The organism is Pantoea sp. R13S299 (assembly GCF_048515925.1).
Lineage (GTDB): Bacteria > Pseudomonadota > Gammaproteobacteria > Enterobacterales > Enterobacteriaceae > Pantoea.
Window position 1 is genome coordinate 101450 of record NZ_JBLYEF010000003.1, and the last position, 12320, is coordinate 113769.

Below are 12320 nucleotides of genomic sequence, written 5' to 3' on the forward strand. Positions count from 1 at the left end.
ATTTAACCTGCCCGCCTTGCGTTAAAATCGAGTGCGTGGCGGAGTAATTAACCTGGAAGCCCCATGAAAATCAGATTCCTTTCTGCCAATGAGCCAAAACTGGCTGAGGTGCGCAAAATACTCGAACCCATCGGGGTCGAAGTCCTGCCCATCGCCCGTCGCATCGAAGAAATTCAGACCGAAAACGAACTGGACCTGGTGCGCGACAAACTGACCAAAGCCTTTTCCCTGATTGGGCGACCGCTGTTTGTGGAGCATACCGGCCTCTATCTGGATGGCCTGAATGGTCTGCCCGCCGGTCTGACCCGCATCTTCTGGAACCGCCTGGACGCAGAGCGCTTTACCGCGCTGGTGCAGGGGCTCGACAGCCAGGCCGTGACGGCCAAAACGGTGCTCGGCTACTGTGATGGCCGCAAAATGTACCAGTTTTCGGGTGAACTGCGCGGTACCATCGCCGCGAAACCGGCCGGGACACGCGGCTTCCAGTGGGACTGCGTGTTTATTCCCGAAGGCTATGAGCAGACTTTTGCAGAAATGGGCGAACTCAAGAATGAGATTTCGATGCGGCGCATCGCGCTGGATCGCTTCGCCACCTTTTTAAAAACCTCGCGGGGAGTGGCATGAAACCTGAACTCAAACGCGCCTATGATTCCGGCAAACTGATTCTTTTTGCTGGTGCCGGTATTTCGCGCAATTTTGGTCTTCCCGAGTGGCATGAACTGATTGCTCATCTGGCTAACGAGCTGGGCTACGATCCAAAAATCTTCAATACCTATGGCACGCATCTGTCGCTGGCGGAGTATTACAAACAGAAAAAGGGGTCGCTTGGCCCGCTGCGTAGCTGGATGGATCGTGAGTGGCACCGCCCGGATATCGATGTCCGATCTTCTGAAATTCATACCATGATTACCCAGGGTAATTTCTCGCGTATTTACACCACCAATTACGATCGCTGGCTGGAAGCGGCACATGAAGCGCACGGCGTCCCGTATTACAAAGTGGCGAATGCCGCTGATCTGGTCTCGCTGACTGAGGATAAGCGTCACATTATCAAGCTGCACGGTGACTTTGATGATGACACCTCCATCGTCCTCGATGAGAGCAGCTATTTTGAACGGCTCTATTTTGACTCGCCACTCGACATCAAACTGACCCATGACGTGATGGGCAATTCAGTGCTGTTTGTCGGCTACAGCATCAGTGATTTCAACATTCGTCTGTTGTTCTACCGTCTGACCAAGATGTGGGGCCGCACCGGGCTGGCAACCGCCCGACCGAAATCGTACCTGTTCACCAACCGCAACAACCCGGTGGCCAAAGAGGTGCTGGGGCAGTGGGGGATCGAGGTGATCGTTTCCGAAGAGGACGATCCACGCAAAGCACTGGCGATGTTCCTCGAAGAGTTGCTGGTGTAGTCAGCGTCGTGTCCGGCAGAGAAGCGTCAGGAAAAAGAAAAAAACCTGCGCCCGGTTAAGGTTAGCTGGCGCACAACCGATAAACTCTATTCTCTGCTGGCAAAGCATAACCGGCATGATATACTGTATGTATACACAGTACCTGAGGGCGAAAAGATGGCTGTTGAAACAAAATTTGTTGTAGTCAGAAAGGGTGAAGAGAAGATGACGTTTGCCAATAAGAAAGAGGCCGATGCCTACGACAAAATGCTCGATATGGCCGAAGCCTTCACTGACTGGCTGTTACAGCATCAACCTGCACTGGATGAATCTCAGGCGGAAACGCTGGGCCTGCTGATTGCAGAGCAGAAAGATGCGGTTCAGCATATTCTGCGCACCAGCAAACTGCCGGAAGCGGCTGCCGTTTCAGAACCTGAAGCAGTAACGCATTCTCAGCCTGAAGCCGTGTCAGACGAGGGTGCGGATGAGCAGGTTGAAGAGCCTGCTGCAAAGAAAGTGCGTGCCGTCAAAGCCGCGTAACCTTCACAACGCCGGAAGCGAACCTTCCGGCGTTGCTGTTTCAAAGGGCATTTTGATTCGTTGTTCTGCCTGTTCTGTGGCAATCATTCATCATTAAACAGTTCCCCTCTCCGGTTTATCGCCATAAATTGTAACCTGCGCTTTAATTTCATCATCCTGCCCGCTCAATCCTCCTGAACAGCCTTAATTCCATCGGTTCTGATGAGCTTAAAACGGTCAAGACTTTTTAAGCTGATAAGTGGATCTCGATCGCTGTCACGCTTTTTGCCCTGACAGATTGAGGTCACGAATAAAACTGATAAAGTTCCCGGACTGGATTGTTACTGCTTAGGTAGGCAAAACCTGATTTCTGGCCTCTGCCGGACATCAGGTTTTTTTGTTTCTGGGGCTCCGATGAAAATCGCCAAAATTCTTAATAATAATGTGGTGATGGTTCAGGATGAACAGGGGCGCGAGCAGGTCGTCATGGGCCGAGGGCTGGCGTTCCAGAAGCGCGTTGGTGACAGTCTCAATAGCGCGCAGATTGAGAAAGTGTTTGCGCCGCAAAGTGATGTGCTGGTCCGTCGGCTGGAGGAGCTGTTAAACCAGATTCCACCTGAAGTGATGACCACCTGCGACCGCATTATTGATCTTGCGACACAGCGTCTGGGGAAACTACAGGAGAGCCTGTATATCACCCTGACCGACCACTGCTATTTTGCCATTGAAAGGCAGAACAAAGGTCTGCCGATTAAAAATGTGTTGCTGTGGGATATCAAACGCCTCTATCCCAAAGAGTTCGAACTGGGGCAGGAAGCCAGGGCAATCATCTCCCGTCGTCTGAATGTCGAACTACCTGAGGATGAAGCCGGGTTTATCGCGCTGCATCTGGTGACGGCACAGCTTCATAATGAAATGCCGGAAGTGATGGATGTCACCCGGGTGATGCAGGAGATCCTGCAACTGGTGAAGTATCAGTTGCAGCTGGAATATAACGAATCGTCACTGAGTTACCAGCGGTTTGTCACCCATCTGAAGTTTTTTGCGCAGCGGATGCTGACGCGAACCGTGGTCGACGATGACGATGTTTCATTGCATACGGCAGTAAAAGATAACTATCCCAAAGCCTGGAAATGCGCGGTGAAAATCGCGCAGCATTTGCAACAAAGCTATCAGCGTGAGCTGACGGCGGAAGAGATTATGTTTCTCGCCATCCATATCGAACGGGTGAGAAAAGAGGGGAAGTAAGCCCCAACAACTGGATTGTTACTGCTTAACGCAGGCAAAACCTGAGCGCGGCCTCTGAAAAGAGGTCGTTCCCGGGTTTTTTTTATTTTTGGCTCAGTCAACTGATGTCCGCGGGCATAGGTTGTAAGGAAATCGGGATGGAATATCACACGCTGGCGCAGGATATCCTTAGCCATATTGGTGGCAGGGAGAACATCGTAAGTCTGGTGCATTGTGCCACGCGGCTTCGTTTTAAACTGAAAGAAAACCACAAAGCCGATGCTGAAGGACTGAAGAAAAATCCGGGCGTCATCATGGTCGTCGAAAGCGGCGGACAGTTTCAGGTGGTGATTGGCAACCATGTTCACGATGTCTGGCAGGCTGTCCGTGCAAAAGCGGGACTGTCGGATGAGACCCCTGCATCAGCAGAGGATGAGAAGTCAGGTAACCTTTTCAGTCGGCTAATCGATGTTGTGTCCGGCATTTTCACGCCGTTTATCGGCATACTTGCCGCCTCCGGTATTCTCAAAGGTCTGCTGGCGCTGGCGCTGGTCTGCGGCTGGCTTTCTGTTGAAAGTGGTACGTATAAAATCTGGTTTGCGGCCAGTGATGCCCTGTTTTACTTCTTTCCGCTGGTGCTGGGCTACACCGCGGGTAAAAAGTTTGGCGGTAATCCCTTTATCACTATGGTGATTGGTGGAGCGCTCACTCATCCAACGATGCTTGCTGCCTTTAATGCCAGCCAGCAGACCGGGAGCATGACGGAGGCGTTTCTCGGCATCCCTGTGACCTGGTTTAATTACAGCGCGTCGGTCATCCCCATTATTCTCGCCGCGTGGGTAAGTTACTGGCTGGAAAAACAGAGCACCCGCCTGCTGCCCGCCTCCATGAAGAACTTTTTTGCGCCATTGATCTGTCTGAGCGTCACTGTGCCGCTGACTTTCCTGGTGATTGGCCCACTGGCCACGTGGCTGAGCCTGCTACTGGCCAACGGTTACCAGTGGATTTATGCGCTGGCGCCCTGGCTGGCTGGCGCCGCCATAGGGGCGCTGTGGCAGGTCTGTGTGATTTTTGGTTTGCACTGGGGGCTGGTGCCTCTGATGATCAACAATCTTGCCGTACTGGGTCATGACTCGATGCTGCCCATGCTGCTGCCTGCTGTCATGGGGCAGGTTGGCGCGGCACTGGGCGTTTTTCTGCGCAGCCGGGATGCGCGCCAGAAGATGCTGGCGGGTTCATCTGTAACTGCCGGGATCTTTGGCATTACTGAACCCGCAGTCTATGGCGTTAATCTGCCGCTGCGCCGTCCCTTTATCTTTGGTTGTGTAGCCGGTGCCATCGGCGGTGCCGTGGTCGGCTTCAGCAGTACCCACGTTTATTCGTTTGGCTTTGCCAACATCTTTACCATCGCTCAGATGATCCCGCCTGGCGGTGTCGATGCCACGTTATGGGGTGGAATTGCCGGTACGCTACTGGCGCTGATCCTGAGCTGTGTCATGACGCTGATAGCGGGAATGCCCCGTAACAGCACGGCAGACACCGCGATTCCAGTGATGCCTGGCGAAGATGACATCCTCTCACCGATGACCGGCACCGTACTGGCGCTTGATCAGGTACCGGACGCGACCTTCGCCAGTGGCCTGCTGGGACAGGGCGCGGCCATCATTCCTTCCGACAACAAAGTCATTGCGCCCTTCGCGGGTGAGGTTGCCTCGCTGTTTCAGACCCGACACGCCATCGGCCTGTTGAGTGACAGCGGTATTGAGCTGCTGATCCATGTGGGTATCGATACCGTCCGGCTCGACGGCAAACCTTTCACGGCACATGTCCAGCCAGGCGATAAGTTTAAGCCTGGCGATCTGCTGCTGGAGTTTGACCGTCAGGCCATTCTTGATGCCGGATATGACCTGACAACCCCGATCATCATCACCAATAGCGATGAGTACCGTGAGGTGATGAAAGTCGCAGGGAGCGCTGTTACTGCAGGAACATCTTTACTCAGCATCATTCATCGATAAAAGGAGAACAGGATGAAAACTTTCCCGGATTCATTTTTATGGGGCGGTGCGGTTGCCGCTAATCAGGTTGAAGGCGCATGGCGTGAAGAGGGCAAAGGCCTCTCAACCTCAGACGTGCAGCCACAGGGGATTTTTGGCCCGGTAGTGGATCGCATTGCGGGCAGCCAGAGTCTTAAAGACGTGGCGATCGATTTTTACCACCGTTACCCGGACGATATCAGACTGTTTGCAGAGATGGGATTCAGCTGTCTGCGGGTTTCAATCGCCTGGACGCGTATTTTTCCAAACGGTGACTAGCAGCAACCGAACGAGGCTGGCCTGGCCTTTTACGATCGCTTATTCGACGAGCTGGCAGCCCATAACATTACTCCGCTCGTGACCCTGTCACATTATGAAATGCCCTGGCATCTGGTTAAGCACTATGGTGGCTGGGGTAATCGTCAGGTGATTGGCTTCTTTGAGCATTATGCCCGTACGGTATTTGCCCGCTACAGGAACAAAGTCAGACTCTGGCTGACCTTTAACGAAATCAACATGTCTCTGCATGCGCCGATGACCGGCGTGGGCCTGCCGGAAACCAGCAGTCTGGGCGAAATTTATCAGGCTATCCATCATCAACTGGTGGCCAGCGCTCTGGCGGTCAAAGCCTGTCATGAGATTAACCCTGATGCCAGCATCGGCAATATGCTGCTCGGGGGGCTGGTCTATCCGCTGAGCTGTAAGCCTGATGATGTGCTGGAAGCGCTGCAGGAAAACCGGAAATGGCAATTCTTTGGCGATGTACAGTGCCGGGGAGCTTACCCTGGATATATGTTGCGCTTCTTCCGCGACAACAACATCCAACTGGATATCACGGATGACGATCGCCAGATACTGCAGTCGACCGTCGATTTTATCTCGTTCAGCTACTACATGTCAGGCTGTGTCACCGCCGATGAAGCGCTGAATGAGAAGATGCGCGGTAACATTCTGAGCATGGTGCCCAATCCCCATCTGCAGAGTTCTGAATGGGGCTGGCAGATCGACCCGGTCGGGTTGCGTACCCTGCTGAATTTGCTGTGGGATCGTTATCAAAAGCCGCTGTTTATTGTTGAAAATGGACTGGGTGCTAAAGACATTCCGGATGCAACCGGCGTCGTGCAGGATGACTATCGCATCAGCTACCTCAACGATCATCTGGTGCAGGTCCGTGAAGCCATTGAGGATGGCGTTGAAGTCATGGGATATACCAGCTGGGGGCCGATCGATCTGGTCAGCGCATCTAAAGCCGAGCTGTCTAAGCGGTACGGCTTTATTTATGTTGACCGTGATGACAACGGAGAAGGATCGCTGGCGCGCAGTCGTAAGAAAAGCTTCTACTGGTATAAAGAAGTTATTGCGACAAAAGGAGCCTCACTGAAAAGCTAATTCGTGTGCTCAGTGGTACAGCGCGGCCGCCGCGCTGTACCACCCATTCAGCTCCTGCTCAGTCCGTCTCGCGGTGTTTAACCTGATAGCGGGTGCTTCTGCCGCCGCCTTCAAGCCGGTAAAGACAGCCTTTTTCAACCAGGTCTGCCAGATGACGGGTCGCGGTAGCCTTACTCACTTTGGCCACTTTCTGATACTGACTGGCACTGATGCCCAGTTCGAAACCCTGCTCACCGCCATCTAACAGCCGGTTCAGCACTTTTACCTGCTCCGCACTCAATCCCATACCCTGATGCCGCAGCCAGAAGCGCGCCTTCATCTGCGTGCGATCGATAACGTTCATCGCCTGTTTCAGGCTCTCATCCAGAATATCAAGAAACCACACCAGCCAGCCGGTGATGTCCAGGCCGCCTTTCTGCGTCTGCTCAAGGATGCGGTAATAACCGGCACGCTGCGCCAGAATCGCGGGTGACATGGCATAGAGGCGGATACTCTGGCTGTCCGCCTGCGCCAGCGCCAGATCGGTTAACGCTCGCGTGATACGACCATTACCGTCATCAAATGGGTGCAGAGTGACAAACCACAGATGGCAAATAGCGGCGCGCAGCAGCGGGTCCAGCATCACATCATGCTGACTGCGGTTGAACCACTCAATAAACTGCACCAGCTGCGGTTCCAGTCCGTGTCGTGGTGGCGCTTCAAAATGCACGGTGGGGCGATCGATGCGGCCGGAGACCACCTGCATTGGCTCACTGCCGCGCAGCGTGCCGACGCTCAGGCGCTGCACTGTCCATTCATCCGCCGGGAAGAGCCAGTGATGCCACTGGAATAATCGGTCCAGCGTCAGTGGCTGGCTGCGGTTGTTGATCGCATCGAGCATCATCGCGGCCAGTCCCTCCGAGCGATCGGAGACCGGCCAGGGCTGCTCTTCTGTCACGCCTAACCGGCGCGCCAGCGATGAGCGCACTGACTGCACGTTGACCCGCTCCTCTTCGATGGCGGATGAGGAGAGGATATTGCTCAGCAGGGTATCGAGCGTCTGGGTGTCACTGTCTGACTGCAGGCTGGCACGGCCCAGCAGTAAACCACGCTGCTGCTGCAGATGGCGCAGGCGCGGTAACAGCACGGCATCCTGCCACTTAAATTGGGGCCAGTCCGGCTGTTGCCAGATCCAGTTCACGCTCATAATCGGCTCACAATAAAAGAGGATGAGCCGAATACAGGAGGCTATTCGGCTCATAGAATGAGTCGATAATAGCGAATATCTGGCTCACAGGCCAGTCACGCGGAATTGAGGGCAAAAAAAAGGACCCGAAGGTCCTGTTTGCTTAGCGGGAGAACTGCATAAAGGTGTCTGAATAGTAGTGAACGATCCAGGCGACATACGCTAACCAGACAACCATCCCAATAGCTAATCCTGATTTACCGATCATTGTTCTCTCTCCACTGCGATAAGGGGGCTACAGCAACTGTTGACATAAACTGACAGTAATAGCGGGCGGCAGTATTGTTGCAGATCAAAAAAAGGCCGTTCATTAGCAGAGCCACAACCCCTTTGCGATCAACTTCCCTGTATCACGCACTCTGAGACCCTCATCACGGCGGGATAAGAGCTATTAAAGTTCAAAAAAACGGCGCCGATAGATGATCTCAGGAGCACCATAACTACAAGGAGGTATTTGAGCGGGTAAATTTCAGGGGAATCACTATGGCCAGTCAGAAAACACATAAGAAAAAAATGGGTACCCGTGCGCAGATGTTAATCATGGGGGGTTTAACGATAGTGCTGGGATTTACCGTGACGATCGGGGTCCTCAGCTGGCAGTCAGGTAAAGAACAGAAAGAACTGGCCGAAAAATATCTGCAGCAAATTGCGCAGAGCCGTGGCTTACAGGTACAGCAGGAGCTGAGTCATGCCCGCGATGTGGCCAGCCTTCTCGGTCAAAGTCTGATCGCGTTACCCCGCGCCGGAATTACCGATCGCAAAGCGGTCGATAAAGTGATGGAGTATGCGCTGCGCGCCAATCCAGATTATCTGTCGATGTCAGTCATATTTGAACAGAATGCGTTTGATGGCCGGGATGCTGATTTTGCCTCACAGCCGGGTCAGGCCCCACAGGGTCGTTATGCCTTTTTTGTGGATCGTGACGCGTCAGGTAAATACGCGATGCATCCGCTGCTCTCCTATCTGACGCCGGGTCAGGGCGATTACTATCTGGTCCCGCAAAAATCACAAAAAGACACGCTGACTGAACCCTACAGTTATGCCTATAACGGCGTACCGACGCTGCTCACCTCTGTCGCGGCCGTGATTATGGATCAGGGCACCTTAAAGGCGGTTGTCACCTCTGACATCTCACTGGCATCACTGCAACAGAAAGTGAATCAGATCAAACCCTGGCAGGGCAGCGGCTATGCGCTGTTGCTCTCCAGTAACGGGAATGTGGTCTCCTCGCCGGTGAAAGATGAAGCCGGCAAACCCTGGAAAGGCGAAAAAGATGGTTTTACGACGAAAGTCGTACAGCATTTTGATGCCGTCCTGGGTGAAGACGCACTGGTCACCTGGCAGCCGGTAGTAATTGGTAACAGCGATAAACCCTGGTATCTCGGCGTCGTGGCACCGGTCAGTCAGGTGATGGCCGCCTCCACCCGACAGCTGATGTGGGCGGTGATCCTGATGGTCGTGAGCGTGATGCTGGTCGGTGCGGTGCTGGGCATGCTGTTCAGCCGTAAAGTGCTGCGTCCGATTGGCGGCGAGCCGGTTGAAGCGGCCCATATTGCGCTGGCCGTTGCCGATGGCAAACTGGATAACCGGATTGCGGTGAAAAGCGGCGATAGCAGCAGCCTGTTCTTTGCGCTTCACACCATGCAAAGCCAGCTTCGCCAGATTGTCGGACAGATTAAAGATTCCAGCGAATCGGTACGTCAGGGTGCAGGCGAAATTGCCAGCGGCAACCTCAATCTGGCGTCACGCACCGAAGAACAGGCTGCCGCGCTGGAGCAGACCGCCGCCAGCATGGAGCAGATCAGCGCCACGATTCGCCTGAATGCCGATAACGCGCAGCAGGCGACCAGCCTGACGGAGAACGCGACTCACATTGCCAGTCGCGGTGCCTCGCTGGTGGGTGAAGTGGTGCAGACGATGGCGCAAATCGATGATAGTTCGAAAAAGATCGGTGACATTACCACCATGATCAACAGCATCGCCTTCCAGACCAATATCCTGGCGCTGAACGCCGCGGTGGAAGCCGCACGTGCCGGTGAACAGGGCCGCGGTTTTGCGGTGGTTGCCTCTGAAGTACGTAATCTGGCCCAGCGCAGCGCGAATGCGGTGAAGGAGATCGGCGCACTGATTGAAGAGTCGAGCGTACGCGTCGAGAGCGGCGTCCGGCTGGTGAATGATGCCGGTAAAACCATGCAGGAGATGATGCACGCGGTGAATTCGGTGCAGGGCATTATCGGTGAGATTGTCACCGCATCAAGCGAACAGGCGCGCGGCATCAGCCAGGTAACGATTGCCGTGAATGAAATGGATGGCGTCACTCAGCAGAACGCCGCGCTGGTGCAGCAGATGTCGGCGGCCGCCAGTTCGCTGGAAGATCAGGCGCAGCAGCTGTCACAGACGGTGGAGCAGTTTCATCTGGCGTAAAGAGGCGTATGCTCTCTGAGCCAATCTCTGCGTCACAGACTAAAAAACCCGCCATCGGCGGGTTTGTTTTTATCACTGTTCCGTCAGCCGCACACCGCTGCTGGCATCAAACAGGTGCATCTTATCGGGATTCACGGTCACCGGCAGCGTGCCGCCTGGCACGGCATCACTGCGGCCGCTCAGCTGCATATGCAGCGGGAAACCCTGCCAGTTCAGGTGTAACAGCGTTGATTCACCCGTGATCTCCACAATCTTCACCTCCGCCGGTTGCCCGCTGGCATCAAAAATCAGATCGTGGGGACGTACGCCCAACGTGACGGGCTGATCGGCCTGTAGCTGCGCGGCACTGTGCCAGCGAGGCGGTAACGGCAGCCACTGCGCGCCACAGCAGACGCCAGGCAGACCGTCCTGTGTCTGGAAGCGGGCATCCAGCAGATTCATCGGTGGTGAACCGATAAACCGCGCCACAAAGGTATTAACCGGACGGTCGTAAATCGCCAGCGGCGCACCCTGTTGCACAATCACCCCTTCTTTCATCACCACAATCTGATCAGCAAGCGTCATCGCCTCGACCTGATCGTGGGTGACATAGACCATCGTGGTTTTGAAACGCTGATGCAGGGACTTAATCTCGGCGCGCAGCTCCATGCGCAACTGTGCATCAAGGTTAGAGAGCGGCTCATCGAACAGAAACACCTGCGGATTGCGCACCATCGCCCGGCCCATCGCCACGCGCTGCCGCTGTCCACCCGATAACGCCCGTGGATAACGCTGTAAGAGCTGATCGATGCCGAGAATGCCGGCGATACGGGCGATTTTGCTTTTCTGCTCCTCGCGCTTCACCTTCTTCACCTGCATGTGAAACGCCAGATTCTCGGCAACGGTGAGATGCGGATAGAGCGCATAGCTCTGAAACACCATCGCGATATCCCGGTCAGCGGGATCGAGATCGTTAATCTGCTTTTTATCCAGCATGATCGCCCCGTCAGAGACCGTATCCAGACCGGCAAGTAGCCGCAGCAGGGTAGATTTGCCGCAGCCGGAAGGACCGACCAGCACGGTAAAACTGCCGTCAGGGATGGTTAAATCCAGCGGATGGAGCACGCTCTGTTTACCGTAGCGCTTCGCCACCTGTACGAGTTCAACACTGGCCATGTTCAGCGCACCTCATTTGAAAGTTGGAGTTGTTGCCAGCTGGGATAGCGGCGCGGAGAGCTACTTATTGCCTGTGAAGCCACTTCAATGCCCCAGCGCAGCGCGGTGAGCGATGACTGGTGGTAGAGCAGCGCAGTGAGAAATCCGGCATTAAAACTGTCACCGGCACCAATGGTATCGACCACCGTCACTGGCTGACCGGCGGCAAACTGCACCGAGGCGGCAGACCAGAGACGCGCGCCCTCTGCGCCACACTTAATCACACAACCGCCACGACCACTGAGCTGAGCGGCCAGTCGTTTACCGCTTTGTTCCAGCAGGTCTGCGCCCGCTAAACCCAGCGCTTCCACCTCATTCAGCAGTAGCCAGTCACAGTCCGCTAACCAGCTCCCCATCTCCAGGCGAAGCCCATCGCTCCAGCCCGCAGGCGGCCAGCCGGTATCTACAGCCACACAGAAACCACGCTGTTGCAGCGCGGCCAGCAGCGCCGGATAGTGGTTGTAGAGTTCAAGACAGAGAAAGGTGCCGCACAGCAGCACAATGTCGCCCGGCGTCGCCTGCAATGGCAGCTGCGCCAGCACATCGTCAGCGGTCAGCACGGTGATATGGCCATGATTGCTGAGAAACGATCGTTCGTTGTCGGGATGAGTCACGCCCACCGTCAGTGAGGTTTCACAGGCATAGCGCGGCCAGTGTGCGGCACTGTGAGGAAAATGACTGGCGAGCCAGTGGCTGAAGCCGTCGTCGCCCTGATTAGCGATGGCCCGATGCGGCACCTGCATCGCCTCCAGCGCCAGCGCGCAGTTACCCGCCGATCCGCCGGGACGTAACTCGCTGTGCTGCAGCATCACTTCTGTGCCGCGCTTCGGCCAGTCGCTGAGCGTACTCATGATTAAATCGACATTAATATTGCCCACCACATAAAGCGTGGACGCGATGGTCTTGTCCATA

At 55.0% G+C, this 12320-nt stretch carries 9 protein-coding genes and 1 pseudogene; 7 read left to right on the top strand and 3 right to left on the bottom strand.

Annotated features, from left to right (window positions below):
* Nucleotides 1-63 precede the first annotated feature (63 nt).
* The 6 genes and pseudogenes from ACN1CO_RS14880 (at nucleotide 64) to ACN1CO_RS14905 (ending at nucleotide 6565) form a co-directional block, all read left to right on the top strand.
* Nucleotides 64-624, top strand: coding sequence for a non-canonical purine NTP pyrophosphatase (locus ACN1CO_RS14880; protein WP_090965337.1), 561 nt, complete (start codon nucleotides 64-66; stop codon nucleotides 622-624).
* Nucleotides 621-1415 carry an SIR2 family protein gene (locus ACN1CO_RS14885; protein WP_010247078.1) on the top strand — a complete coding sequence of 265 codons (795 nt, stop codon included), beginning with the start codon at nucleotides 621-623 and terminating at the stop codon, nucleotides 1413-1415. Before ACN1CO_RS14880 ends, ACN1CO_RS14885 begins: the two co-directional genes overlap by 4 nt.
* Nucleotides 1416-1571: 156 nt before the next feature.
* Nucleotides 1572-1934 (top strand): YebG family protein, encoded by a 363-nt coding sequence (locus ACN1CO_RS14890; RefSeq protein ID WP_419139601.1) that lies wholly within the window; start codon nucleotides 1572-1574, stop codon nucleotides 1932-1934.
* 393 nt (nucleotides 1935-2327) lie between these two features.
* Nucleotides 2328-3161 (top strand): BglG family transcription antiterminator LicT, encoded by an 834-nt coding sequence (gene licT, locus ACN1CO_RS14895; RefSeq protein ID WP_419139602.1) that lies wholly within the window; start codon nucleotides 2328-2330, stop codon nucleotides 3159-3161.
* A 137-nt stretch (nucleotides 3162-3298) separates the two neighbouring features.
* On the top strand, nucleotides 3299-5158 hold the full coding sequence (bglF, locus tag ACN1CO_RS14900) for a PTS beta-glucoside transporter subunit IIABC (RefSeq protein WP_419139603.1): 1860 nt from the start codon (nucleotides 3299-3301) through the stop codon (nucleotides 5156-5158).
* A 12-nt stretch (nucleotides 5159-5170) separates the two neighbouring features.
* Nucleotides 5171-6565, top strand: a pseudogene (locus ACN1CO_RS14905) (glycoside hydrolase family 1 protein).
* 58 nt (nucleotides 6566-6623) lie between these two features.
* Here ACN1CO_RS14905 and ACN1CO_RS14910 read toward each other — a convergent pair.
* Nucleotides 6624-7751 (bottom strand): Fic family protein, encoded by a 1128-nt coding sequence (locus ACN1CO_RS14910; protein WP_419139604.1) that lies wholly within the window; start codon nucleotides 7749-7751, stop codon nucleotides 6624-6626.
* A gap of 522 nt (nucleotides 7752-8273) precedes the next feature.
* Between ACN1CO_RS14910 and ACN1CO_RS14915 the strand changes: the two genes are divergently transcribed.
* On the top strand, nucleotides 8274-10214 hold the full coding sequence (locus ACN1CO_RS14915) for a methyl-accepting chemotaxis protein (protein ID WP_419139605.1): 1941 nt from the start codon (nucleotides 8274-8276) through the stop codon (nucleotides 10212-10214).
* A gap of 72 nt (nucleotides 10215-10286) precedes the next feature.
* On the opposite strand, the gene ACN1CO_RS14920 is transcribed toward ACN1CO_RS14915, so the two are convergent.
* Nucleotides 10287-11369, bottom strand: a complete 1083-nt coding sequence (locus ACN1CO_RS14920; RefSeq protein ID WP_419139606.1) for an ABC transporter ATP-binding protein — start codon at nucleotides 11367-11369, stop codon at nucleotides 10287-10289.
* Between the two features lie 2 nt (nucleotides 11370-11371).
* Nucleotides 11372-12319 (bottom strand): carbohydrate kinase family protein, encoded by a 948-nt coding sequence (locus ACN1CO_RS14925; RefSeq protein WP_419139607.1) that lies wholly within the window; start codon nucleotides 12317-12319, stop codon nucleotides 11372-11374.
* Nucleotide 12320: the final 1 nt, after the last annotated feature.